Source organism: Agrobacterium radiobacter, from assembly GCF_040801995.1.
Lineage (GTDB): Bacteria > Pseudomonadota > Alphaproteobacteria > Rhizobiales > Rhizobiaceae > Agrobacterium > Agrobacterium radiobacter.
Genome location: NZ_JBEGHX010000003.1, coordinates 343,495 through 369,169 on the forward strand (window position 1 = coordinate 343,495; position 25,675 = coordinate 369,169).

Here is a 25,675-nt window from a genome sequence, read left to right on the forward strand (position 1 = left end):
GCCAGTTCCTTTGTTTGACGATCGGCCATCATCCTTCGCCACCGTCTCTGGTCACATCTGCATTGAGAGGCAGTTCAGCCGCAGTCAACGCCCATCGGGCGCTTGGGACGGGCCAAAACCGTCGCCTTGTCGTTCCCCTGATCGCCACCAGCACACCCCAACCGACAGGAGGTCATACGGGTTTGAATCCCGTGAACCCGACAGACCGGCGGCCGTTCCGTTCGATCCATAGCTGTGCACCTTCTCTGGCCCTGACACGGAAAGCATTGTGGCGAGGGCAATCGACGCGCAGTATTCAAAAGCATGGTCGTACGTCCACTGTGGCCGCAGGCATGTACATCCCGGCGTGGTGTGATCGTGTCCCGGCGAGCCGGCGGCACCTCACCAACGCGGCACAAGTCTTTCGTACTGCGGATCAAACAGCTTCATGTAAGCTGTATCATCGCGCTCCTTCAAACGGCTTTCCTCGTAAAGTGCAGCAAGAGACGCGACTTTTTTCCTGTCCAGCGAAACGCCAAGCCCCGGATTTGCCGGCAGGCCGAGTTTCCCCTCACGGAAAGTGAAGGGCGTCCCCTCGGTTACGTCGGTAGCCGTCCAAGGGTAGTGCGTGTCACAGTCGAAAGTAAGATTTGGTGTTGCTGCCGCGGCGTGGACCATCGCAGCGAGGGTGATCCCCAGATGTGAGTTGGAATGCATCGAAAGGCCGAGGCCTAGAACTTCGCAGATTTTTGCAAGATGGGAAGAGGCCCGAAGTCCCCCCCAGTAATGATGGTCCGAAAGTACTATCTTCACCGCATTTTTTTCAAAGGCGGCGGCAATGTGATCGAACTCCAGTACGATCATGTTTGTCGCCAAGGGGATTGAGGTTGCAGCGGCCACTTGCGCCATCTGGTCCATGCCCAGGACAGGATCTTCCAGATATTCCAGAATATTTTCGAGTTTGCGCGCCACATAGATTGCAGTCTCGACGGTCCAGGCGCCATTCGGGTCAATGCGCAAAGGATGGTGCGGGAAGGCTTCCCGAAGTTTCAGCATTGTTTCTATTTCGAGGTCGGGGTGGAGTACGCCTCCTTTAAGTTTTAGTGACTGGAAGCCGTATTTTGCAACCATCCTGCGGGCTTCGCCGACCATCTGGTCCGGTGTCAGGACTTCCCCCCATTCGTCCGGGTCCTCACTGATATGCCCGGCAAACTTGAAAAACAGATAGGCACTGAAAGGGACACTCGTCCGGACTGCACCTCCGAGGAGGTCGCACACCGGGCGCCCGAGGAGTTTGCCCTGAATGTCGAGACAGGGAACTTCAAAGGCGGACGCGACCACATCTGTCAGCTTGTGATCGGCCACCGCCGATTTGGCATTGATGCCGCCACTACCGGGCAATGCGGTCATGACGCGCGATTTCAACTCGTGAAGGCGAAACGGATCGAGCCCGATCAGGGCAGGAGCCGCGCGTCGCAAACCATCCAGCGCCTTGATGCTTCCGTAACTTTCTCCAAGACCGACCGTGCCGTCGTCGCATACGACTTCGATAATGGTGCGCAACGCATGGGGCTGATGCACCCCCTTGCAGTTAAGCAACGGCCGGTCGGGAATGGCGACCGGTGTGAGGTGAATTTCGGCTATGCGCATCAAAAAGCTCCTTTTCGCCACCAGCCGCGCGCAGCCTTTAGCGCATCGTCCAGCGGGGGCAGTTCGGGATGCCAGTGGCGCTCCCATTCCAGACTGAGGGGGATGTGTCGTTCATGTGACTGTAAAACCGAAAGCAGTTCCGCCATGGGAAAATCGCCGTGGCCGGGCAATACGTAGCGTCGTCGGCCATCGTTGCGCGTCGTGCTGTCCTTGACGTGCAGATGGACGACATTTCTTTCGATGTGTTGCCAAAGGGTTTTGAGATCGCTGCCTTTGGTCCAGGTGTGGTGGGTGTCCCACAAAATCCTGGCTGCCGGCAAGCGCGTGATGAAGGCGAGAAGCTGATCGAAGTCCGCCAGCGAGTCGTGTGTCTCGATCATCAGGTCGACATTCAGCCCGCGTGATTGTCGCAGCGCCTGCCAGCCGTCCAACAGGCCCGCCGCCTGTGCCATCTCATCCTGTCCCAAATGTTTGCCGCCGTCGAAGATGCGCAAATGGGAAATGTCTGCCGCTTCCGCCCAGTCAATGAAAGGCTCGACGGCGGAAAGATCGGTGCTGCCGAACAGCCGAATGGACGTGTTGAGGGCGGCAACCTTGAGATCGCGTTCGGCCAGAAAGGCTGCAAATCTGGAAGGAGTGGCAAATTCGGCAGTGAGCGCCGGGATCAGGTCGGCCGTACCGGACAGCGCGCGCAACTCCACGGTTGCGATGCCATGACACTTGGCCAGATCTGCGGCCTCGTGCAGACTGAATTCGGAGCAGCCGAGCGTCGAAAAGCAATAGTTGAAAGCGTTCATGCCATCCGCTCCATGTCCCGCTTGTGAACCGGGTGAAGCGGGGCAAGCCCCGCGACGAAACGTTCGATCTCGGTAATGGCCAGATCGGAAAGCGCCCGCAATTCATTGCCCAGTGCCCCGGCAATGTGGGGGGTGAGCACAACATTGGGCAAATCGTAGAAAGGGCTATCCGTCGGCAAGGGCTCCGGCTCCGGAGTATCGATCAGAATACGCAAACGCCCTGAAACTGCTTCGGCGAGCAAGGCATCGTGATCAACCAGCCAGCCGCGTGCCGTATTGATGAAGATCGCATGATCGGCCATCAGCGCCAGTTCACGGGCACCAATCATGTGGCGGGTTTCGGGCAGGATCGGCGCGTGCATGGTGACCACATCGGACCAGGCGAGAAGCTCGTCGAGCTCCATTTTCGTAGCACCAAATGCGGCCGCGTCTTCCACCGAAAGAAAGGGGTCGTAGACGGCGATCTGGAATTTTCCGCGTGCCAACATCTCCATGACCAGCCGACCAATCCGTGATGCGCCAACAATGCCGACTTTGCGCGAATAATTGCCGAGACAGGGCAGGCTCATGCCACGCCTGCTGCCAAAACCGCCCGTGCCGCGCTCTGCCCGGTGTTCGTCTCGCAGACGAAACACATCCTTGCCGCACATGATGATTGCCGCACAGGTAAACTCCGCAACCGGCACGGCCATGGCGGATGCCGCCGTGGTAATGAGAATATCGGATGTTTCCCAAAATTCGGCAGGTGCGACCGTGCGCACCGAGGATGCGGCATAGGCTACCATCCTGAGCTTTGGCGCACGGGCGAGGCGCACGCGCGTCAGGGGCGGCGTGCCCCAGGCGGCCAGCAGAATATCCGCCCCGGCCAGCGCTTCGGCGCCCGCTTCCGTGTCGAAATCCGTATAGGGGAAACCCGGGATGATGTCGGTAATTGCATTCAACCGCGCCCATTCGCGCGAACCAAAGAAACCTTCGGGAAGTTCGTGGCGCATGGCGATCAAAAGCCGTGGTTTGTCTTGGTATTGTCTCATGGGCGTACCGGACTTGAAACAGGGCGAACCTCGATGCGGGTGACGCCGATTTTGAGCGGTCGAGAACCGGGCCGCAGGATCACATCGAAAAAAAGTTCGGGAGGGACTTCACCTGGCCTGAGTTTCAGGGGAGGGGTTCTGAGCGCCCCGTGCCATTGGGTGGCTGGGAAAAGAAAAAATGTGCCGTCCACCGAACGGAACGGCGCAAGTGCAACTGCCTCCTGCCCCTCGGCTGCAGCATCTTTCAGACGGAGCGATATTCCGAGCACGTCGCTATGCGCCGGCACATCTACATCGCATATGGCCTCGATCCAAAAACCTGCGCCCGGATGGACAAGCCGCCCGCCGAGACGGTGGCTCTGCTCACTCACTTCCGTGACTGTCAGAGCTGAAAAATCCGATGCCAGATTGCCCGCTGGATTGTTCACCGGGTCAAAACGGTCGTCTTTCGCCACTATACGGGCCGGCGCGCGCGGCACGATCGTTTCCAGATAGGTAGCAAGCAGCTTTCCGACGGCAAAGGCGCCTGTCACCGCAAAATGGGTGCCGTCGTCGGAATAGCCGGGATAGGGCTCGCCGAATTCACTTTCGGGATCGACCCAGGCCGAGTTCCAGTCGAAGACATGGCAATTGGCGTGAGCCGCAGCAAATTCGATGCTCTGCCGGTTGATCCAATGCGCCTTTGCCCGCTCCGCACCGCCGGCCGGCCATTTCCCAATGCCACGGGCGAGGATCGGGAGAAGGATGACAGTCTTGCCCGCATCGAGCAAAGCCGAAACGATCCGCGCTCGTGTATCCGCAATCGTCTGGCGTGTTTCCACCATCATGTCGTTGGTGCCGGCATCAACGATGATCAGATCGAAATCCGATTGCAGCAGTCGCGGCAGCCGCCGTTCAATCTCGATTGCCTTCTGACCGGAAACCCCGAAATTGAGGCCGGAAAAGAACCGGCTGACACCCGGCCGATTGCTCGGCTCCCAGCCGGGCGGCACGGATGGATCATGGTAGACAGGGCAGCAAAGCCTGCCATGCGACAATACCTCGGCCCAGCTCAACCAGCCGCGTGCCGACGTGGCAAGCGAGGTTGCGTCGCCAATATGGTTCTGCTGGACGAGCGAAGTGCCGAGAACGGCAATCCGGCTCGCCCTTGGTAACGATACGGACATGGTTCTTACCGGTTATCAGGAGAAGAGGATGCCGCCATTGATGTCGTAGCAGGCGCCGGTGATATAAGCGGCATCGCCGGACGCAAGGAAAGCTACCAGACCGGCAACGTCTTCACTCGATCCTTCCCGCTTTAGCGACGTGGCGCCTGCCACCCTTTCACGCACTTCGGGTTTGGTGAAGGTGTCGTGGAAGGTGGTCGAGATCATGCCGGGGCAAACGGCGTTGATCCGGATATCAGGGCCGACTTCCTTGGCAAGTCCGCGGGTAAAGGTCATCACGGCACCTTTGGAGGTGGCATAGGCGAGGGCTCCTGGACCGCCGCCGTCCCGGCCGGCCTGCGACGAGAAGGTAACGATCGCCCCGCCCTTCGCCATTTTGGGCAATGCGGCCTTGGTCATCAGGAAGAGTGACGTCAGGTTGACGTCGAGGACCTGATGCCAGAAGGCTTCGTCCATATCCGTGATTGTCTTGCGGGCGATAAGGCCGCCGGCAACATGGACGAGGCCATGGATCTCTCCGAATTTGTCTGTGGCGGCAGAAATCGCGGCCTCGATTTGGCTTGCCTTTGTCAAATCCGCCTTGATTGCCAGAGCCGAACGGCCAAGCTTTTCGATTTCGGCAACCGCCGTGACCGCACCCTCGGCCGCACCATTATAGGTGAGAACGACATTGGCACCTTCCTGGGCAAAACGTATGGCGCATGCCCGGCCGATATCCCGGCCGGCACCGGCGACAACAACGGTCCTGTTGGTAAAACGCTGCATTTGAAAAACCTCGTATGGTTAGAATTGCTTGGGAAGGGAGAGCTTGAAACGCTCGTCGTCGACGTCGCTGAAATAGATGTCGGTCGAAAAACCCTGGTCGTCGATAAAGCTGAAGATGCGCTTCGGTTCCTTAAGGCTGTACGGCACCAGAAGCGTGACCAGCCGATGCCGGGTGGCCGCCGGAACCGTGGCGCAGACATGATAGTGGATGTCGAGACCCTCGAACTCCCTAGGATCGATGTCGGGAAAACCTTCGACGGCCGCGATCTGCGGTGTGCCGGCTGACGAGAAGACAAACTGGCCATAAAAGCCCGCCTTTTCACCATTGTAGCGAAAGCTCGATCTGCCGGTCTGCGGTGCCCCTGCCGTGTGGCAAAGCCATTGCAGTTCCTGGGGTTCCGAACATTCCACCTCATCGACAATCACGAAGTAGCTGTCGTTGAGAAAGTGAATTTCGCGCTCAGCCTTTAGAACCAGCGGGTTTGCCACCTGATACGCAGCTGACGCATCGCCGAGAATACGGATATGCCCGGGCTCTTCCTCAACCGAGACGATGCGGCCGGCGGCACGGCGCGCCAGCGCCTTGTCCTTTTCCGCATATTGTCCCTTTCCGCCGATCAGGACGGCGTTTTTCGACCGTGTCTGACGACGCCAGTTCAGATGCATCTGCGAATTGAACGCCACGTAATAGCCGGACTGGATCGCCAGATCCTCGCCGTAGGCATAGAGAACAAAGGCATTCTGGTCGCCATGGCTATGGCTCAGCGAACCGTAAGGGCTGGATTTGAAGACGAATTGCAGATGCCGTTCCGGGTCTTCCATATGTTTCTGGATAGTCGCCCAACCGATGTCATCGAAAACGGCGAGTGCCGGCAGGTCGCCAGGCGAGGCGGCTTCCACCTGCTGATAATCGTGGCGATAGACGAGATCATCGAAGTTCAGGTCCCACCAGCCGTAATTGTAGAAGGCCATTTCCGTGCCCGTCGCATCAGCCTTGATGTGATCGAAATACCATTGGTAATGGCCGTCGCCTGTGACGCCGGCGAACTGCCGGACGTTGTAACCCAGCTTCAGGCCGGGAAGATCGCCAAGCGTGGAGTCGTCGCCAAAATTGGCGCGGCGGGTTCCCGGCGCCTTGGTGTAAAGCGGGAAGCGCCCCGTGTTCTGGAAAAACGGCCGTTGATAGAGGTCGTAACCGATATAGGAACGGATAAGATTGGCGGCCTCTATGAGATAGGCCATGCCGGTCATCCAATAATGCGGCCCCTCCGCCCAGCCGCCATCGGTTCCAGCCCATGGGGAATAGAGGGTGGCGAGGAATTCAACGGTGTAATCGAACCATTCGCCCGCCTCGTCGCTTTCGCCCTGAAGCGCGATACAGGCCGGTGTCAGGACTGCCGACAGCGAACGCACCGCGTGGCTGTCATAGGGAAACACGTGAATGCGGGCATGCGCAATGACATGGTCGGCAACCTCACGTGTCCGTTCGAGAAGAATCGACCGCACGACCTCGCGCTCGTCCCCGCTCAGATGGTCGTATAGCCAGTCATAGCCCCAGGCGAGTGCCACGACGACACGGAACCCCGCCTCGTCATTATAGGCCCGGGAGGTCGTGCCTTTCGGATCCCACCCGGCAACGGCCAGCAGCCACTTTCTGGATGCATCGAGCAGATCGTCGCGTCCGAGCACGCGGCCGGCGATGGCCAGATGCCGGATGGCATAGATCACTTCCTGGCAGTCGATATACATTTGCCGCCAGAGCGTCGCGGTGCGCGTATTGTCGGGATAGGGCTGTGGTTCCGGCATCACCGGCCGCTCCAGCCAGGGCTTTACCGATTTTTCGTAGAATTCGGACCAGCCGCAATGACCCGGGTCCTTTGCTACGGTCTGCGAGAAGGAGTTCAATTGTTCCGGATTGAGCCAGAGCCGCGGATGGCCGGCATGCGCGGCTGCATGACGGGCTGGCCTGCCGGGTAGCGGCGTTTTCGGCAGCGAAGCGCCGATCTCGAAGCTGCGCGCGGCACTCCAGTTGGAATCCGGCGTCGCGGACTTCTGGTCCCACAGCGCATAACACCAGTGATAACGGCCTTCCGGCAAGGCTTCGTCCGGCGTGAAAAAATTCCAGGCGAGATCTTCAAAGACGAGCGTCTTTTTGTCTGCAAAGCCGGGATCGGTGGAAATGCGCAGCACGTAATGCGCGCCGTCGTCGATGTCGGGCAGCCATGAAAAGCGCGGAGGGTTCTCCGTGGGCGGTACTTCTTCGCTCGGCTCGTAGCCAATGGTCAATGAACCCGGCCGGGGTTCATCGAGAAGTGTCTGTCTGGAGATGGCCGGGGCAGAGGGACGCATTGCGCTCTAACTCCTATGAAAACAGAAGGGAAAGGATGGCGGCGACAAAGCCGCCATCGTCGTCGGAGGATTTATTGCGCCGCTTGGTACTGGCGGTCATAGGCGGATTGCATCATCTTGATGACCTCGTCGTAACCGAGGGCAGTGAGGTGCTTTTTGTAGGCATCCCAACCGGTATCGACGTCCTGCGCGCCGAGGATCCAGGTCTGCTGCATCTCGGTCATGTAGGTAAGGATGCTTGGCCAGTAGCGGTCGAAGGTCGCCTTTTCCTCGGCGTTCAGGGAAACACCCATGAACTCGTCCTTGAGGCAACTGCACTTCTCATACATGTCGATGCCTTCAAGCGCGATCTTGTTAGTCCACTGGCGTTCATATTCGTAGTCCATCCAGTACCCGCGCGGGATCGCCGCACCGACTGCCCACAGCTGGGCATTCACCGGATCCTTGTTGTCGAGGATTTCCTTCTTGAACTGCGGCTTGCCGTCGACCATCTCGTAGGTCAGACCCTCGACGCCGAAATTCGACAGGATTCGGCCCTGCTGCGAGAACCAGAAATCGAAATATTTTATGGTTTCGACCGGGTGTTCATTGGTCGCCGAAATAGCCCAGCCAACGGGCTGGACACGCAGCCGACGGGAGTCCTCGAACCGCTGGCCCGAGACCGTCTTTGGCGGCAGCATCGGCTTCAGTGCGAAGCCGTCGATCTTCGGCGACAGGGCGTCGTTATAGGTCGAGGTACTGGCGAACCAGTCATGCGTCATGCCGCCGAGATTGTTGCCCAGAAGATATTCACGCGAGCGAGCGCCGCGGGTGAAAATCTCCTTGTCGATCAGGCCTTCCTTGTACCATTTGGCGACATTGGAAATTCCGGTCTTGTAGTTTTCCTCCGCCCAGGGATGACGCAGTTGCCCATCATAAACGGCAAAGTCGCCATAACGTTCGGACCCGGACACGCGCGCACCCCACAGGTTGATGAGGCGGACGGCATCGATTTCCTCACGGGCAAAATAAGGAACTTCATCTTTGAGGCCGTTGCCGTTCGGGTCCTTGTCACGAAAGGCTTTCAGAACCTCGTAGACCTCTTCCGGGGTTTCCGGCTGCTTAAGGCCGAGCTTGTCGAGCCAGTCCTGGCGGATGAACCAGCCGCGCGAGAACTTGCCATCGGGCACATAGGGAATGAAATAAAGCTTGCCATCCGGTCCGGAGATGGCGTTGCGGATCTCCTTGTGGCTGTCGAAGAATGCCTTGAGGTTGGGGGCATTTTCCTCGATCAGGTCATCGAGCGGAATGAATGCGCCCTCCAGCCCGTAGCGAATGAAGTCTTCCTTCAGCCCGCCGGTGGCGTCGCCACCGACGATGTCGGGAAGGTTACCTGAGGCGATCAGAAGGTTGAATGCATCGCGGCTGCTGGTGGTCGCCAAGGACGCCACGTTGCGGACATGGATGTTGGTGATTTCCGCGGCCTTCTGCTCGACGGGCCATTTTTCCGAGTAGACGTATTTGTCGCGGAAGTGGAAATGGATGGTGAGCTCGAGCGGATCCTCGGAAATTTTCCCTGAATCCTGCGCCGATACCGGCAGGGAAAGGGTTGCGGCTGCCATCAACGCCAGTAGGGGCGCGCCTTTTCGTAGTGCTCTCACAGGTTCTCCTCCCTTGTGCTGCTACTCTTTCACTCCGCCCAGCAGAATTCCTTTGGTGAAATACTTCTGCGCGTAGGGGTAAATGATGAGGACGGGAATGATGGAAGCGATCATGATCGCTGATGTCACCGTCTCGAACGAATAGTGGGCGGTGAGCAGGCTCGAGGCGAATTCGTCGTTCGAGTTCAGATCGACGATCACGCGCTTCAGATAGACCTGAAGCGGGATCTTTTCCTCGCCGCGCAGCAGTACCATTGCCCAGAAGTAGCCGTTCCAGCGCGAAACGATGCAGAACAGTGCAACGGTAACGATTGCCGGTTTGGAAAGTGGAATGAACACCTTCCACAGCAGCTGCAATTCGCTGGCGCCATCCATTTTGGCGGCTTCTTCGAAGGACTTCGGCACGGCCTCGAAAAAATTGCGCAGCAGAATGACATTGAAGGCGTTTGCGGCAAAGCCGAGGATGATACCGAAGCGGCTGTCGAGAAGTCCAAGATCGCGCATGTTCAGAAAGAAGGGGATCATGCCGGCGTTGAACCACAGGGTGAAGGCAATGGCGATGTTGAAGAAGGTGCGGCCGCGCAGGCGCTTGCGCGAAAGGGCATAGGCCCCGGGGATCATTATCAGCAGGCTCATCAGCGTGCCGCCGAAGGTGTAGATGAAGGTGTTGCCATAGGCGACCCAGAACATCCTGTCGGACAATACCCTGTCGTAGGCGGCAAGCGTGATATCGACCGGCCAGAAGGTGACGCGGCCAGCCGTAACGGCGGCGCCTGAAGACAGCGAGACTGACAGCACATAGATGAAGGGATAAAGCGTCGACAGGACAAAGAGGCCCAGAAGAATGGCATTTGCCCAGCCAAAAATCCGGTCGCCGCGAGAATATAGATTAAAGTTTGCCATGTTTCAGCTCCTCACCACAGCGACGTCGACGAGACTTTTCGGCTGATGCGGTTTGCCGAATAGACGAGGACAAAAGCGATGACCGCGTTGAACAGTCCGGCGGCCGTTGCAAGATCGTATTGGGTGCCCTGCAGGCCGGTGCGATAGATGAAGGTGGAAACGACGTCCGCTGTCTCGTAGGTGGATGGGCGATAGAGCAGAATGATGTATTCGAACCCGACCTCGACCAGATTGCCGATGCGGATGATCAGCATAATCACGATTGTCGGCAGAATGCAGGGCAGGGTAATCCGCCACATCATCTGCCAGCGCGATGCCCCGTCCACCCGTGCGGATTCATAGAGCGTCGGGCTCACGCCGGCGATGGCGGCGAGATAGACGATGGATTCGAAGCCCGCCTCTTTCCAGACCGACGAGCCGATATAAATCGGACGGAACCATTCCGGCTGGGTCAGGAAGTAGACCGGTTCAAATCCAAGGCCTTTCAGCAGAAGATTGACGATGCCGATCGAGGGCGAGAGGAAATTGATGACGATGCCGGCGACGATCACAACCGAAATGAAATGCGGCAGGTAAACAACGGTCTGCGCCCAGCGGCGGGCAACGACACTTTGAACCTCGTTGAACATCAGGGCCAGTATGATGGGGACGGGAAAGGCGAAGATCAGGCCAAGGCCACTGATCTTGATGGTGTTCCAGAAGGCGCGGATGAACATGTCATTGTGAAAGAGCTCCGCAAAGTTTTCAAAACCTACCCACGGGCTCTTTGCAATGCCGCGAAAGATCGAGAAGTCCTGAAACGCGATGACCAGCCCGTACATGGGCTTATAGAGAAAAACGGCGAACCAGATGAGCATTGGCGCCAACAGCAGATAGAGCTGCCAGTCGCGGCGCATGTCTTCCTGAAGATTGTGAAGGCGCCCTTGAAATCCCTGTTTCATGGTCGCGCTCCATCTCGATCTTTGAGCGATCTGCCGGTCGCGGCATCGAAGACATGGACGCGCGCTGTATCAATGGAAAGCCGGCTGACGCCAGCGAGCGCACGATCGCCATAGAGGGTTTCCGCCTTGGCGATAAACGGCTGGCCATCCGCCGTTCCATGCAGCAGCGCTTCAGCCCCGAGAGGCTCCACGAGGTCGACGCTGCAATTGAGAACCTCACGACCCTCGCCAGCTTCCACCGACATGATTTCCGGCCGCAGGCCGAGCTGGACGGTCTGTCCTTCCGTTGCATTCTTCGCAAAGGCATCGGGAATACTGAAGCGCTGCCCTGAGCCGCCTGGCAGCCTGACCTTCACCGTGCCATCGTGCTTTTCGATCATTCCATCGAGAAGGTTCATCGGCGGCGAGCCGATGAAGCTCGCGACAAATGTGTTTGCCGGTTCGAGAAACACCTCCATCGGCGAGCCGACCTGTTCGATATGGCCGCCATTCATGATGACGATGCGGTCGGCAAGCGTCATCGCCTCCACCTGGTCGTGGGTGACATAGATGCTGGTAGCCTGCATTCGCTTGTGCAGCAGCTTGATCTCGGCGCGCATATGGGTACGCAGCTTGGCGTCTAGATTGGAGAGGGGTTCATCGAACAGGAAGATTTTCGGCTGACGCACGATGGCGCGGCCCATGGCGACGCGCTGGCGCTGGCCACCGGAAAGATCGGCCGGCTTGCGGGCCAGATATTCGGTAAGCCCCAATATCTGCGCGGCTTCCGCAACGGCCTTGTCGATGACGGCTCGTTTCTCGCCCCTGACGCGCAGGCCGAACGCGATATTCTCCGCCACGCTCAGATGCGGGTAAAGCGCGTAATTCTGGAATACCATGGCGACATCGCGGTCTTTCGGGGCGATCTTGTTGACCACGCGGCCGTCCATCGAGACCGTGCCATCCGAAATATCCTCCAGCCCGGCGAGCATGCGCAGCGTGGTGGACTTTCCGCATCCCGAAGGACCAACGAGGACAACGAATTCCTGCGGCTGTATGGAAAGATTGATACCATGGACGACTTCAAGGGCACCATAGCGCTTGACGACGTCGTTGATTTGAACTGCAGACATGAAAGGCCCCTCCTCAAAAGCCTTGAATGTTCAGTCAGGCGTCTTCGGCCCCCGTGAAGCGCGCTTCCTCGTGACGCGCGTGTTGACCTGCTCGATGAAGGTCCAGATTTTCGGGTTCCTGGAGAGTTCCGCGATTTTGGTTTCGAGTGATCCGAGGTGGCGCTGGACGGCTTCGCGTGCCGCTTCGACATCGCCTGACTCAATTCCATCCACGATTGCCTCGTGCTCCTCGATAACCTTTTCTGTGCGTCTGACTGCAAATACGCGCTTCAGATGCCGCATGCGGTCCATTTCGCCCTTGGCCTGGTTGACAACACTCCACGCTCCCGGAAGACGAGCGGCCGCAAAGATGTTCTTGTGGAATTCCTCGTCAAGCAGGAAGAAGTTTGTGAATTCTTCGTCTTTGGCAGCAATGCGCTGATTTGAAAGGCAGGTCTTGAGGCGCGCAATGTCTTCGAGCGAATGACGTTTGGCTGCCTCTATGACCGCGCCCTCTTCCAGTTTGAACCGTATAAAGCAGGCTTCCATATACCGCTGCACATCGATCGGCGAGATGTACGTACCACCCTGCGGAACAACAGTGACGAAGCCCTCTTCAGACAGACGGATGATCGCTTCGCGTACCGGCGTTTTGCTTACATTCAAGAGGGCGGCGATCTCTTTTTCTGACAGTGCGCGTCCTGGAAGCAGCTTGACTTCCACGATCAGCTTGCGGAGCAGCGCATGGATCCGGTTGGTCATGTTGCCGCCCTCCGGCAGCTCGCCGGGCGTGACGAGCTCGACCAAGGGCAGGGATGGAAACTCGTACGTTTCAGACATATCAAATCCATAACTGAGATATCAGCTTAGTTTCTGACATATCGGCATTGCCGGGCCGTGTCAAGCGATCCGTCCAGAGCAAATATCGAGCGGGTGATACCAGGGGCGTGGGTAATCAGTTTGAGGAGCAGAGTGCACGGACAGCACAGACTTCGTGAAGCTTGCGAAATGGCGACGAATGACCCAGCGAGCTCGATATTCATGCTCAGTTTCGGGGCAAGTCGACGATATGGCGCGGCGGATTAAACCGAAATGTCACACCCGTTGCGCATCAGTCGCGAGCAAACGAAAGGGTCCCCGGTGATGGGACTTTACTTTCCCGTCGATGTTACGGAGGTCTTTCCAGCCCCCCAACAATGCTCAGGTCCAGTTTTCAAACCTCAGCCAGAAGAGCGTCACAAGCCAGGCAAGGAGATCAACATCAAAGATGCGGGCAAAAAGCCGGCTCGAGGTTCCATCCCGCTTAGAAAACCACCACATGTCCTGCTCAAAGCAGACTGGCCGTGTATTTTGGTTATACCTCTGTTGCAGGCACTTGCGTTCACTTCTCCCGCTTTCGATTGCCCCAGAAACACCGACAACTCTCAGCCGTTGATTTAGCTTTGTCCTCAAAACATAAATGAAGTTGGAAACTGCTTACTTTCGCCTGCCGCTAACCGCGGAACCTTCGTGTGCTTCCTTTGTTAGTGGAACTAAAACACGGCGCATAATGCGGAACCGGTCATTTTTTGGCGGAAAGACAGGTGCGTTTTGCGTCGTCCCCGGTGTCAGCGGCGAGGTCAGCGCGCTATGAACAAGTTCTTCACAAATTTTGCGAGCCGCACAGCGTCGTTTTCCGGTTCGTCCACTGCGTTTGTCGTCGCGCTCGGCACAATTATCGTCTGGGCGGCAAGCGGGCCGCTGTTCGAATTTTCGGAAGTCTGGCAACTGGTCATCAACACGGGCACGACGATCGTGACATTTCTCATGATTTTCCTCGTGCAGAACTCGCAGAACCGGGATTCTGCAGCGATGGAAGCAAAGCTGGACGAACTGCTGAGGGCCGTAGAGCAGGCACGCGCAGATTTTATCGGGATCGAGCATCTCACAGAAGAAGAAATCGAGGATATTCGCGCTCGGCTGGAAAAGGAAAACGGACCTGAAGGCGAGAAGCCTTCTCCCCATCACGCCATGACGCGATTGCTTTCCCGGCGTTAGGTCAGTCGTTTTTTCTCATAGAGGCGGCGGTGGCCGTGTGCTGTCGCCGGACAGGTCACCCAAAACCAACTGCGTCAAAGTTCGCTGAAAGAAGGAACTGCCATGTCTCTCACGGCTCTGGCATTGAATGCGACACTCAAGTCTTCAACGTCGGCGGAACCATCGTCGACGGAAAAAATACTGGCATTGATCCTTCAGGAACTCGGCAATCATGATGTGCAAACCGAGATAGTCCGGCTTGTTGATCATGACATCAAGGCTGGCGTCACGTCCAACGAGGGCGAGGGTGACGCCTGGCCGGCCATCCGCGAAAAGATCCTTGCTGTCGATATTCTTCTGATTGGAACACCGATATGGCTCGGGCAGCCCTCGAGCGTGTGCAAAAGAACATTAGAGCGCATGGATGCATTCCTGGACGAAACCGATGAACAGGGACGTATGGTTTCATACGGAAAGGTCGGGGCCGTCGCGGTTGTGGGAAATGAGGACGGCGCTCATCATGTGTCGGCGGAACTTTTCCAGGCCCTGAACGATGTCGGCTTTACCGTTCCCGCAAATGCAGTTGCCTACTGGGTTGGGGAGGCAATGGGTTCGAGGAATTTCGTCGATCTCGATGAAACGCCTGACGCCGTTAAAACCATGGTCACCATGCTTGTCCGCAACACAGTACATCTGGCTCGGCTTCTGAAGAACAGTCAATATCCGCGCGGTGAGTCCTGAGAGCGTTTGGGCTCACTCTGCCGGCTCTTCCTCGCTCCTGGTCACAAAGGGGCCGCGTGTAAAGGCGCCTGTCACCCTTTTGTACCGTGCCCGGGCTGATGTCACCACTACGGCGGTCGTCACCTAAGGCGACATTTCCCCTGCCAATAATTATTTTCGGAACTCTCTGCGCGTCTGCTGGTTCGAAGGACGTTCATGCCGGCCCGAGACTAGTTTCCCTCGGAGCAATCTCCCGAAAGGGAGGCTCGCAATCCATGATCATAGCGGAGGAAAAATCCAAATGAAGAAAACTGTTTTCGTTGCGTTGCTTGTCGGTGGCGGTGCGCTGTCGGCTTTCGCCCAGCAGGCTCCAACCGCCAACCCGGGTGGCGATACGCCGGCTGTCGCCACACCAAACGCCAATAATCCCACGGCTCCGGTGGTGGGTGCCAACAGCTTCACCGAAGCGCAGGCCAGACAGAGAATGGAAGATGCCGGTTACACGCAGGTCAAGGACCTGACGAAAGACGACAAGGGTGTGTGGATGGCATCGGGCATGAAGGGCGGCAAGACCGTGGCCATAGCGCTCGATTATCAGGGCAACGTCGTCGCCAAGTGAGGCGCGCGGGATTTGGGAGAAGTGACATGAGAACCTTGACTGGACTTTTTGATGATTATGATGATGCAAGCGCCGCTGTCTCCGAACTGGAGAGAGCAGGCGTACCGTCAAGTGATATCAGCGTCGTGGCAAGCAACGCCGACAGACGACATGCAGAAGATTCCGATTCCAACGCTGCGGAGGGCGCAGGCACCGGTGCGGGCATCGGCGCACTTGTCGGTGGTGCCGGCGGCCTGCTGACGGGGCTTGGATTGATGGCTATCCCGGGAGTTGGGCCGGTGGTAGCAGCGGGCTGGCTTGCCGCGACCGCTGTAGGAGCAGCGGGCGGTGCCGTCGCCGGTGGCGCTGCTGGCGGGCTGATCGGAGCCATGACCCGCTCGGGTGTTTCCGAAGAGGACGCCAATTTCTACGCGGAGGGGGTGCGCCGGGGCGGTACGCTCGTAACCGCACGCGTGGAAGACAATCTCGTACCGGAGGCCGAAGCCGTGCTCAAGCGGCAAGGCTGGGTCGATCCTGAAGAACGCCGTGCCGCCTATCGTGAACAGGGCTGGACGGGTTTCGATGAAATGTCGAGGCCCTATGCGCCGGAAGACGTTGAGCACGAGCGTAGCCGCTATCGCCGCTCGGCAATTTGACGAGACCGCCCGTCATCCAGGGGCGTGGTCCGCCATCGCCCCCGGTCAACGCCTTGCAGGAGCTAACATGGCCCAAAAACCAGATTCCACCTCATCATCATCCGGCGCCGCCACCATTCACGACCAGAAGCTTGTTCGGGGGGCAGGTGGGGAACTGCACCAGACTGCCTCCGGCGACGATCCCGTGCTGACGACCGCCCAGGGTGGGCCAGTTGCGGACGACCAGAATTCGCTTCGGATTGGTCCTCGCGGGCCGCTCGTTGTGGATGATTTTCATTTCCGCGAGAAAATCTTCCACTTCGACCATGAGAGGATTCCCGAACGCGTTGTTCACGCCCGCGGTTATGGCGCGCATGGCTATTTCGAGACCTATGAATCCCTTGCCGCTCACACCAAGGCTGATCTGTTTCGGCGGGCGGGTGAAAGGACTCCCGCTTTTGTGCGGTTCTCGACGGTTGCCGGCAACAAGGGCTCGGCCGACCTCGCGCGGGATGTGCGCGGTTTTGCCGTGAAGCTCTACACCAAGGAGGGAAACTGGGACCTCGTCGGCAACAACATTCCGGTATTCTTCATTCAGGACGCGATCAAGTTTCCGGATCTCGTCCATGCTGCCAAACAGGAACCCGATCGCGCCTTTCCGCAGGCGCAAACGGCGCATGATACCTTCTGGGATTTCATTAGCCTCACGCCCGAAAGCATGCACATGGTCATGTGGATCATGTCCGACCGGACCCTTCCACGTTCCTTCCGGTTCATGGAAGGGTTCGGTGTGCACACTTTCCGCTTCGTAAATGCGAAGGAGCAATCGACCTTCGTGAAATTTCACTGGAAGCCGAAGCTCGGGTTGCAGTCGGTGGCGTGGAACGAGGCGGTCAAGATCAACGGCGCCGATCCCGATTTTCACCGGCGTGATCTCTGGACCGCGATCCAGTCAGGAAATTTTCCGGAGTGGGAACTGCAGGTTCAGCTTTTTGACCAGGATTTCGCCGACAGCTTCGATTTCGACGTTCTCGACCCCACCAAGATCATCCCCGAGGAAATACTTGCGCCGAAACCGGTCGGACGTCTCATCCTCGACCGCATGCCGGACAACTTCTTTGCCGAAACCGAGCAGGTGGCGTTCATGACCCAGAACGTTCCGCCCGGCATAGATTTCAGCAATGATCCGCTGCTGCAGGGAAGGAATTTCTCCTATCTCGATACACAGTTGAAGCGGCTCGGCGGGCCCAACTTCACGCACCTGCCCGTCAATGCGCCCAAGTGTCCTTTCGCAAATTTCCAGCAGGATGGCCATATGGCGATGCACAATCCGGCAGGACGCGCCAATTATCAACCGAACTCCTTCGGGGAGGGACCAAGGGAATCGCGCATGCGTGGTTTCCAGCATTTCCCCGCTGAGGAGCAGGGCCCCAAGGCAAGGTTGCGGCCGGAAAGTTTCGCCGATCACTACAGTCAGGCGCGCCAGTTCTACATCAGTCAGACGCCGGCCGAGCAACGCCATATCGCATCGGCGCTCACCTTCGAACTCAGCAAGGTGGAAACGTTGGTCATTCGTGAGAGGATGGTTTCGCATCTTCTCAATATCGACGAAACGCTTGCCGCGACCGTGGCACAGAAGCTCGGCTTTCCGACCATGCCGAAACCGGCAGACGCGGCCATGCCCACCCGTCAGGATCTCGATCCGTCGCCGGCGCTCAGCATCGTTCAACGGGGTCCCAAACGGTTCGAAGGTCGCAAGCTCGGCATTCTTATCGCCGATGGCGTGGATGCTAAATTGCTAAAGGGGCTGACCCAAGCGGTAACAGCCGAGAAAGCCGTCTTCGAGTTTATCGCGCCCAAGGTTGGCGGTGTAACTGCATCTGACGGCACCTTTATCGAGGCACATCACATGATTGATGGCGGCCCTTCGGTGCTTTTCGATGCGGTGGCGCTGCTGCCATCGGCAGCGGCCATCGATGAGCTGATCAAGGAGGCAACCGCCCGGGATTTCGTTGCAGACGCGTTCCAGCACTGCAAATTCATCGGTTACGACCAGTCGGCGCTGCCGCTACTGGAAAAAGCGGGAATTGCAGATGCCATGGATGAAGGGGTGCTCCCCTTGCCGGGCGAAGGGGGGCTAGCGGCTTTCGTGTCCGAACTCGGCAAGCTGCGGGTCTGGGCGCGCGAGCCGTCACTCAAACTCGGCAAGGCCTCTATTCCTGTCAATAAGCAATGAAGAAACCCTGACTCCCACTCACCAACCAAAGCAACAGGAGACTAAAAATGGCTGAGAAGACATTGGAAGACCTTTTCCTCGATACGGTAAAAGATATTTATTTCGCCGAGCGCCAGATTCTCAAGGCGCTCCCGAAGATGGCACGCGCTGCACAGTCGGCGGATTTGAAGGCCGCATTTGAAAAACACAGGGACGAGACCGAGGTCCATGTGGAGCGTTTACAGAATGTCTTTGAACTGCTCGGAAAGCCGGCGCGAGGCAAGACCTGTGAGGCGATCCAGGGCATCATCGCGGAAGGGGAGGAGATCATGGAGGAATTCAAGGGCTCGCCAGCGCTCGATGCCGGGCTGATTTCTTCGGCCCAGGCGGTGGAACACTACGAGATCACCCGTTACGGCACTTTGAAAACCTGGGCGGTTGAACTCGGCATGAAAGAAGCAGCCAAGCTGTTCGAACAGACACTGGGCGAAGAAAGCGCAACGGATACGGCTCTTTCCTCGCTTGCCCAGGCACGTGCCAACATCAAGGCCAAATCCAAGGCGGCATGATCCGCCACACGGACGTGCCGCTTAAACCGGCGGCACGTCCGGTTTTGCCGTTGTCTCTTTCATGCGAGGCTGAACCATGAGGCTGTTACGCGACAATGGATTGACGATTGTCCTTGTCCTGACTTCCCTGTTAACGATTGGTGGCATGCTCGCGACCGGCTGGGCTGTTTACAACGAGGAGCTTGTGCAGCATCAGGCGACGCCGCTCACGCTTTTTTCTTACGCAAAGAGCGGCCATTTTCTTTCCGCCCTGTTCGAAAACTGGGAGAGCGAATTTTTGCAGATGTCGGCGTATGTCATGCTGACCGCTTTTCTGTTTCAACGAGGCTCGTCCGAATCCAAAGACCCCGACGAGCCAGCGTCACAGGATGAAGACCCTGCGCAAAAAGCAGATGATCCCGAGACACCCCGGGCAGTGAGAGCAGGGGGATTTATCCGCGCCATCTATTCCTACTCCTTGGGGCTTGCCCTGTTCTTCCTTTTTATTGTCAGTTTTGTCTTGCATCTGAAATACAGCGCCGACGCGGCTGCTTTGGAGGCTGCCATGCACGGCGATCCCGAGACAACGCTGTTTGCGCATCTGGGAAGTGTAGAGTTCTGGTTTGAATCGTTTCAGAACTGGCAATCGGAGTTTCTTTCGACCGCCGTTCTTGTGGTTCTTTCGATCTTCCTGCGCTTCCGTGGATCACCGGAATCGAAACCCGTTGCCGCGCCTCACAGTGAGACCGGCGGATAGGGAGGAGGAATGATCGAGTTTTCTGCGGAGGGAGACTGGCGGCACCTGTGCGTCGATATGCAGCGTGTCTTCGCTGAAGATACGCCATGGCATGTCGAATGGATGGACCGCATCAGTGAAGAGGTAGAGGCTGTGGTTCAGGGCGACCCCGAGCGATGCATCTTCACCTGTTTTGTGCCGCCGAGGTCTGTAGAGGAGGCCCCCGGTGCGTGGCGAGCCTATTATGAAAAATGGCCGATGATGACACAGCAGGCGCTGGCTCCCGAACTCATCGGGGTTATCCCCTCGTTATCGCGCTACATCCCGCCCGCCCGCATCTTCCGCAAAAGTGTCTATTCGCCGTGGCAACATGGAGGCCTCGGCGAAATCCTGCGGCAGGAGCAGGTTTCGACCTTGGTGATTACCGGCGGGGAAACAGATGTCTGTGTTCTCGCTACCGTTCTTGGGGCGATAGACCAGGGTTTTTACGTCATTCTGGTCGAGGATGCACTTTGCAGCGGACGGGATGCGACACACGATGCAGCCTTGAAGCTGCTCTCGGATCGTTTTTCAACGCAATTGCAGGTATGCGATACGGCAACGCTTCTTGCAGCGCTCCCATCGAAGAAAGGAACAAGACTGCCTGAGCGAAGTTAGGCCACCTGTTCCCGCCACCCGGAGATCGAGCGATGACCGAAACAGTTGATCATCAAACCAGCAACAGCCTGAATATCGAAGCCGCGACCCCGAAGGTAATCAAAATCATTGTGGGCGAGCGCACGGTACTTGAGGGTGTCCTCAACACCGGCAGCGTTCTGACGGTCAAGACACGAGAGGGCGCCGAATCTCAATCCATCGAACTCACGATCGAGGACCTGGCGCAGTAGGGTAGGGACTTGGGACCGGGGTTAACCCCTGAAATCACCCTCGTTAATGTCTCGCTCGTCGTAGTTCAAATCCCAGTCTTTTTCGGGCTTTTTGGCACCGGGCGGCAGCTTGTTGGCTGTTGCGTCGTCAGACCCTGTGATTACCCTCGGCTTTGCGCTCACGACGCCGTTGTTATCAGAGGTTTTTTTGCCGCGCGCAAATTGCGGTTCGCTGTCCTTGTGAATCTGCTTCAGCTTTTCGTCCTTGTTCATGGTATCCTCCTTGGTCCTTTACTAACCGTTTTCCCGCGTCACTGTTCCCTCAAAGCCTTTGTCAGGCTGGAACCGCCTTCAGATGCCGCAGTTAGACCCCGGGATAGATCCGTCATTCCCGGATCCACAAGCGGAGATAAAGCGATGAATCGACCAGACGAAGATACCAAGCCAGAACCCGGTACAGATGATGCCCGCTCCGGCGATGGCGACGAAAGCCGCCAGGACAGGGAACAGACGAGAAAAAACGCGGAGCATACGATCGAGCGGAGGCAGCGGAGGCACCCAACCGGCGGCCCGGAAAACGCCTGATCAATTGTGGGGCTGGGAGCGATTCAGCTGTTCGGATCCCGACGCCGGGACAGTTACTGATTTTGCGATTGTACGTTGGCGTACGGCAACCAAGCGGCTCGCGAGACATTTGCCCATCGTGAAAGGATGGAAAAATGGCCAAGCACGCTGTGAGTGGAGTTTCCGGAGACAAATTGAGTGACGCGCAGCTGGAGGCGTTGCGCGTCGGTATTGCAGATCTTGCACCGGCCTTGACGGCTTTTGCCCGCCGCTTCGTCAGAAATGAGGAAGATGTCGATGACCTTGTTCAGGAGACGATGTTGCGGGGGCTTCGAGCTCTGCACGGTTTTACTCCCGGCACGGCGTTAAAATCGTGGCTTTTCACCATTTTGCGCAACACTTTCTGTACCCGCTACAAGGTGTCGAAACGCGAATGCATCGGTTTGCCTGTCGGTATCGAACAAATCATGTCTACCCCTGCTAGCCAGGAATGGCGTGTGCAGCATCAGGAAGTGATGCGGGCGATTCGCGATCTCGACAGGGATCAAAAAAGAGCTCTGCTGCTTGTGGCCGAAGGGACGAGTTACTCCGATGCCGCGGCTATTTGCGGTTGCCGGGTAGGCACCATCAAAAGCCGGGTCAACCGGGCAAGGGAATCGCTACGGCGCAATCTCGAATGAGCGCGGGTTCGACCGCAAATTGCGCCCCATAACCTTTGTACCGCATGTCATCGATGCTGCCATGCAAATGAAAGATTTCTCCCTTTACCGGCGGCAGCTCGCATGTATCTGCCGAAAGGTTTGCCCTCATTTGCAGCCGTCCCGTTTTGAAATACCAGTCGATTGCAAGGCCTTGAAGGCTACACTCAAGGAAAACACCTTTCTCGAAATGTGAGCAAAGAAGAGGCCAGATGTGATGGCGCCGTTTTGAAAGTAACGCGGCCATCCTCGCCCTCGCCAGTCTTCCGTCTGTGTTTTCTGCCTCCTGCCAGTTCAATGTCGAAAGCTGCATCGTGCAGGGATCGTTAGGGTCCCGAACCACCTGCCGGGCATCGGGCGGCAGGTTTCCTTGAAAAATTTCCGCCTGTTTAAGCCGGTTTTTTATTTCCTGTTCCTTATCGTAATCCGGATGGTCGGAGAAGAAGAAAAAAGGGTTGGCCGAGCCGTGGTCATCGCCCATGAAGATTAATGGCGTCTGCGGGGAAAGGAGGAGAATTGTTTCGAGCGTCATGAAGAGAGACGGCGGAATAAGGGCACGCAGCCTTTCACCCCGTAGCCGGTTTCCGGCCTGATCATGGTTATGGAGAAAATTCACAAATCGTTGCGGCGGCAGATGGCCGCTTGGCTCTCCACTGCTCGCGAAATCCCGTGAAGGGCGTGGTTCTCCCTGATAGACAAAACCGGTCGCAAGCGATCGGCGAAGCTTGTCACGGGGCCGTATCGCGAAGTCACCATAGACGCCGCCGTCTTCATTCGTCGTCGCAACATGGATGACGTGGTGCCAGTCGTCGTTCCACTCCGCATCAATCAGCACCGTGCCATCGGCGGCGGGTGTCATTGGCGAGGCTGCGTTTCTCGCGTCCTCTATAACGAGATGGACATTCCTGCCTTTTATAGTTTGTCTCACTTCCAACGCCAGCTCAATGAGGAAGTCGACGTCCTCATCGCTGCCGGCGAGATGATCGGCAGCATCGATCCGCAATCCGTCAAAACGATAGGTTTGAAGCCAGTATAATGCGTTTTGAATGAAGAATGACCGGACCTCGGATCGGTTAAAATCCGGCGCGGGACCCCACGGCGTCGCATCCTTTTTGAAAAATGTGGGCACATACCCTTGAAGCGCGTTTCCGGCGGGGCCGAAGTGATTATAGACGACATCCAGCAGCACCATGATTCCGTGACCATGGGCTTTATCGATGAAGGCCTTTAGCTCGTCGGGAGAGCCGTAGTCCCGTTGCGGGGAAAACTGCAGGACGCCGTCATAACCCCACCCGCGATTTCCGGCAAACGTCGCGAGCGGCATAAGTTCGACCACGGTAATTCCGATGTCGTTGAGATATTCAAGTTTACCTGCAGCGGCCGCAAAGGTGCCTTCGGGTGTAAAAGTTCCGACATGAAGCTCATAGACGATCGTTTCGTGCCAGGGACGACCCTCCCAGTCCTGGTTTTTCCAGACAAAGTCATGGTTGACGATCAGGGATGGGCCAAGCGGGCCTTCGTGCTGCTGATTGGAAGCTGGATCGGGAACCCTGTTTCCATCGGCCAGAACGAAGCAATAGTGATCGCCTACAAGGGAGTTTTTTTTGATGTGGTGCCAGCCGTCACCGGTTCTGTGCATGTCGAATTCCGCATCGTTAAGCCGCAGTTTTACGGCGGCTAGTGCGGGTGCCCAGATGGTAAAATCCGTTTCCCCGGATTGATTGCGCTGCGCGCCCCATTCGCGATGATTCACTGCCTTCATCACCAGAGCCTCCCATTGTCAGTGGCCAGACCTGTTGATGATCCTGCTGTCGCCTGTCGCCTGTCGGCTCGTCTCTTTGCAAAAGTCTCCGGCCTGATGTCAGCAACGACATCCGTTCCACGCTTGCTGTCGCGAACAAGGCTTTCGAAAAGCGCCATATATTGCGCAGCACTCTTGTCCCACGAAAAATTGGCCTGCATGGCCTGTGTCTGAAGTCGCCTGAAAAGTTCCCGGTCATTATAGGCGTTAATGGCTCGATCAAGCGCGGCACGCAGATCGTCCTCATTTCCCGGCTCGAATTGAAAGCCCGTTGCCACTCCCGCTTCAATGGCTGCATCATTCGCATCGATGATGGTTTCCGCCAGCCCACCCGTGCGGCTGACGATGGGCAGCGCGCCGTATCGCAGGGCATATAGCTGTGTCAGCCCGCAGGGTTCGAACCGTGAAGGCTGGATGATGAAGTCCGAGCCGGCCTGAATCATATGCGCCAGGCGCTCATCGTAGCCGATATGGACACAGACCAGTTCCGGATAACGTTGTGCCAGCGCACGCAAGCTGTCTTCCAGTGCCGTGTCACCCTCTCCGTGAATGATCAGCCGCCCTTTTTGTGCAATGATAAGGGAGACGACCTGAGGGAGGAGATCAATACCCTTTTGCCAGGTCAGACGGCTAACCACGCCGAACACAGGGCCTTGGGTCGGGGCTAGGCCAAGGGCCCGAAGCAAGGCATATTTGTTGAGGCTCCGTCTTGTCGCCGTGGCAGCCGTAAAATTTGCGAGAATGTAGGGATCTGTCGCCGGATTCCAGACGTCCTGATCGACACCGTTGACGATGCCGCGCAGGTCGTCTCGCCGCTTGGCAAGCACGCCATGCATTCCCATCCCCATTTCCGGTGTCAGGATTTCTCTTGCATAAGTCGGACTAACTGTCGTTACCGCCGATGCAGTCGTCAGGCCGCCCTTCAAAAATGACATGTCACCGTAATATTCAAGGCAATCGACAGTGCAGAGGTGCGGGGGCAGTCCAAGCATACCCGCCCGCTCCAGCGGATACTGTCCCTGAAATGCGAGATTGTGAAGGGTTAGAACGGAAGCTACCGCCGGCGTCGAATCGGCGAGATAAACGCAGGTCAAAGCCGTGTGCCAATCATGGACATGGACAACATCCGGCTCCCAGCCGTCAATGGCGCCGAGGGCTATTTCCGCCGCTACCTTGGACAGAACCGCAAAGCGTAGATCGTTGTCGGCAAAAGGTTTACCTTTTACGCCATAGGGATGTCCGTCTCTGTCGAAGAGGCTTGCCGCTTCAAGAAGCAGAAGCTTGTGACCATCGGAAACAACGGAATAAAGCGATACCGGCTGCTCCAGAATATTGGCAACCAGACACGGCTTCTGGCCGCGGACAAGCGGCGTGAGCCTGCGGTAGAGGGGTAGTAATGTCCGAACATCCGCCCCCTGTCGTTCCAGTGCCTCCGGCAGAGCGCCCGCGGCATCGGCCAATCCGCCGGTTTTTACGAAGGGAAACATTTCGGCCGTAACGGCAAGAATCCGCATTTGGCGCCTCCGGGAACGCATTGATTTCAGACTGTGGGGAGCCCGGAAACAGGTTGGTAACAACCAAGCCACCTGCCGGGAACAGGCGGGCGCTTACCTGTCCTGGTGGTGGCCCTGATGCGTCGTGTTTATCTTGATGTTTGCCTGTCTGCCCGTCCGGGTTGAAGCATTCTGTTCCTTGACAGGGGAGGTATCGTCCGTGCTCAGACGATCATTGTCACCGGAACCTTGCTGGCTACGGTTGCTTTCGGGAATGGGCAGTGTTTTCCTGGTCATGTTACACCTCGTCGGGCATGAGTGCCGTAGAGCGAACCAAACCGTACTTTCTCATCTTTGTTCCCGTTGCCACCACGTTTCATCGCGCGGACGAGTAATCCCACGTGGGGACCAAGGTGCAGGAATGGGACAACGTTCCACCTCCCGACGTGGCGAGATGCCGAATCATCCGAGAC

The 25,675-nt window shown here is 57.4% G+C and carries 24 protein-coding genes; 10 read left to right on the plus strand and 14 right to left on the minus strand.

The features are described from left to right. Positions 1-381: 381 nt before the first annotated feature. From MRBLRC7O_RS25235 to MRBLRC7O_RS25285, 11 genes are all read right to left on the minus strand, one after another. Positions 382-1,629, minus strand: a complete 1,248-nt coding sequence (locus tag MRBLRC7O_RS25235; protein ID WP_020808154.1) for a glucarate dehydratase family protein — start codon at positions 1,627-1,629, stop codon at positions 382-384. Further along, positions 1,629-2,426, minus strand: coding sequence for a sugar phosphate isomerase/epimerase family protein (locus MRBLRC7O_RS25240; RefSeq protein ID WP_020808153.1), 798 nt, complete (start codon positions 2,424-2,426; stop codon positions 1,629-1,631). Before MRBLRC7O_RS25240 ends, MRBLRC7O_RS25235 begins: the two co-directional genes overlap by 1 nt. Next, entirely contained in the window at positions 2,423-3,457 is a 1,035-nt protein-coding gene (locus MRBLRC7O_RS25245) for a hydroxyacid dehydrogenase (RefSeq protein WP_162706280.1), read from the minus strand. Before MRBLRC7O_RS25245 ends, MRBLRC7O_RS25240 begins: the two co-directional genes overlap by 4 nt. Then, positions 3,454-4,623: an SGNH/GDSL hydrolase family protein gene (locus MRBLRC7O_RS25250; protein ID WP_020808151.1), complete on the minus strand. Its 1,170-nt coding sequence runs from the start codon at positions 4,621-4,623 to the stop codon at positions 3,454-3,456. The genes MRBLRC7O_RS25245 and MRBLRC7O_RS25250 overlap by 4 nt, the downstream gene beginning before the upstream one ends. Positions 4,624-4,638: 15 nt before the next feature. Next, positions 4,639-5,388, minus strand: coding sequence for an SDR family NAD(P)-dependent oxidoreductase (locus MRBLRC7O_RS25255; RefSeq protein ID WP_020808150.1), 750 nt, complete (start codon positions 5,386-5,388; stop codon positions 4,639-4,641). Between the two features lie 18 nt (positions 5,389-5,406). Then, positions 5,407-7,737, minus strand: a complete 2,331-nt coding sequence (locus MRBLRC7O_RS25260; RefSeq protein WP_020808149.1) for an alginate lyase — start codon at positions 7,735-7,737, stop codon at positions 5,407-5,409. 71 nt (positions 7,738-7,808) lie between these two features. After that, positions 7,809-9,338 (minus strand): extracellular solute-binding protein, encoded by a 1,530-nt coding sequence (locus MRBLRC7O_RS25265; RefSeq protein ID WP_031233233.1) that lies wholly within the window; start codon positions 9,336-9,338, stop codon positions 7,809-7,811. A gap of 60 nt (positions 9,339-9,398) precedes the next feature. Then, the gene (locus tag MRBLRC7O_RS25270) at positions 9,399-10,280 is read right to left on the minus strand and encodes a carbohydrate ABC transporter permease (protein ID WP_020808147.1); all 882 of its coding nucleotides are present in this window, start codon (positions 10,278-10,280) and stop codon (positions 9,399-9,401) included. A gap of 11 nt (positions 10,281-10,291) precedes the next feature. Beyond that, a complete protein-coding gene (locus MRBLRC7O_RS25275; protein ID WP_060727473.1) occupies positions 10,292-11,221 on the minus strand; it encodes an ABC transporter permease in 930 nt (309 codons plus the stop codon). Further along, positions 11,218-12,333 carry an ABC transporter ATP-binding protein gene (locus tag MRBLRC7O_RS25280; protein ID WP_020808146.1) on the minus strand — a complete coding sequence of 372 codons (1,116 nt, stop codon included), beginning with the start codon at positions 12,331-12,333 and terminating at the stop codon, positions 11,218-11,220. The genes MRBLRC7O_RS25275 and MRBLRC7O_RS25280 overlap by 4 nt, the downstream gene beginning before the upstream one ends. A 30-nt stretch (positions 12,334-12,363) precedes the next feature. Further along, positions 12,364-13,152, minus strand: a complete 789-nt coding sequence (locus MRBLRC7O_RS25285; protein ID WP_236760297.1) for a GntR family transcriptional regulator — start codon at positions 13,150-13,152, stop codon at positions 12,364-12,366. 789 nt (positions 13,153-13,941) lie between these two features. Here MRBLRC7O_RS25285 and MRBLRC7O_RS25290 point away from each other — a divergent pair. The 9 genes from MRBLRC7O_RS25290 to MRBLRC7O_RS25330 all read left to right on the plus strand — a co-directional run bounded on the left by MRBLRC7O_RS25290 (position 13,942) and on the right by MRBLRC7O_RS25330 (position 20,667). After that, positions 13,942-14,349 (plus strand): low affinity iron permease family protein, encoded by a 408-nt coding sequence (locus MRBLRC7O_RS25290; protein WP_080865402.1) that lies wholly within the window; start codon positions 13,942-13,944, stop codon positions 14,347-14,349. 102 nt (positions 14,350-14,451) lie between these two features. Next, on the plus strand, positions 14,452-15,069 hold the full coding sequence (locus MRBLRC7O_RS25295) for a flavodoxin family protein (RefSeq protein ID WP_020808142.1): 618 nt from the start codon (positions 14,452-14,454) through the stop codon (positions 15,067-15,069). Between the two features lie 280 nt (positions 15,070-15,349). Beyond that, a complete protein-coding gene (locus MRBLRC7O_RS25300) occupies positions 15,350-15,667 on the plus strand; it encodes a hypothetical protein (RefSeq protein WP_020808141.1) in 318 nt (105 codons plus the stop codon). Positions 15,668-15,693: 26 nt separating this feature from the next. Further along, positions 15,694-16,302: a general stress protein gene (locus tag MRBLRC7O_RS25305; protein ID WP_020808140.1), complete on the plus strand. Its 609-nt coding sequence runs from the start codon at positions 15,694-15,696 to the stop codon at positions 16,300-16,302. Positions 16,303-16,369: 67 nt separating this feature from the next. Beyond that, the gene (katE, locus tag MRBLRC7O_RS25310) at positions 16,370-18,517 is read left to right on the plus strand and encodes a catalase (RefSeq protein WP_031233230.1); all 2,148 of its coding nucleotides are present in this window, start codon (positions 16,370-16,372) and stop codon (positions 18,515-18,517) included. Between the two features lie 47 nt (positions 18,518-18,564). Further along, positions 18,565-19,065: a YciE/YciF ferroxidase family protein gene (locus MRBLRC7O_RS25315; RefSeq protein WP_020808138.1), complete on the plus strand. Its 501-nt coding sequence runs from the start codon at positions 18,565-18,567 to the stop codon at positions 19,063-19,065. Between the two features lie 76 nt (positions 19,066-19,141). After that, positions 19,142-19,801, plus strand: coding sequence for a DUF6766 family protein (locus tag MRBLRC7O_RS25320; protein WP_020808137.1), 660 nt, complete (start codon positions 19,142-19,144; stop codon positions 19,799-19,801). A 9-nt stretch (positions 19,802-19,810) separates the two neighbouring features. Then, a complete protein-coding gene (locus MRBLRC7O_RS25325) occupies positions 19,811-20,437 on the plus strand; it encodes a cysteine hydrolase family protein (RefSeq protein ID WP_020808136.1) in 627 nt (208 codons plus the stop codon). A gap of 32 nt (positions 20,438-20,469) precedes the next feature. After that, positions 20,470-20,667: a hypothetical protein gene (locus MRBLRC7O_RS25330; protein ID WP_020808135.1), complete on the plus strand. Its 198-nt coding sequence runs from the start codon at positions 20,470-20,472 to the stop codon at positions 20,665-20,667. Between the two features lie 21 nt (positions 20,668-20,688). Here MRBLRC7O_RS25330 and MRBLRC7O_RS25335 read toward each other — a convergent pair whose 3' ends face one another. Continuing rightward, positions 20,689-20,919, minus strand: coding sequence for a hypothetical protein (locus MRBLRC7O_RS25335; protein WP_020808134.1), 231 nt, complete (start codon positions 20,917-20,919; stop codon positions 20,689-20,691). 446 nt (positions 20,920-21,365) lie between these two features. Between MRBLRC7O_RS25335 and MRBLRC7O_RS25340 the strand changes: the two genes are divergently transcribed. Further along, positions 21,366-21,890 (plus strand): sigma-70 family RNA polymerase sigma factor, encoded by a 525-nt coding sequence (locus MRBLRC7O_RS25340; protein WP_020808132.1) that lies wholly within the window; start codon positions 21,366-21,368, stop codon positions 21,888-21,890. On the opposite strand, the gene treZ is transcribed toward MRBLRC7O_RS25340, so the two are convergent. Further along, complete coding sequence (treZ, locus tag MRBLRC7O_RS25345) at positions 21,850-23,670, minus strand: malto-oligosyltrehalose trehalohydrolase (RefSeq protein WP_020808131.1); 1,821 nt, start codon at positions 23,668-23,670, stop codon at positions 21,850-21,852. The two genes, MRBLRC7O_RS25340 and treZ, sit on opposite strands and share 41 nt — an antisense overlap. Further along, on the minus strand, positions 23,670-25,223 hold the full coding sequence (gene glgA, locus MRBLRC7O_RS25350; protein WP_020808130.1) for a glycogen synthase GlgA: 1,554 nt from the start codon (positions 25,221-25,223) through the stop codon (positions 23,670-23,672). Before glgA ends, treZ begins: the two co-directional genes overlap by 1 nt. Positions 25,224-25,675: the final 452 nt, after the last annotated feature.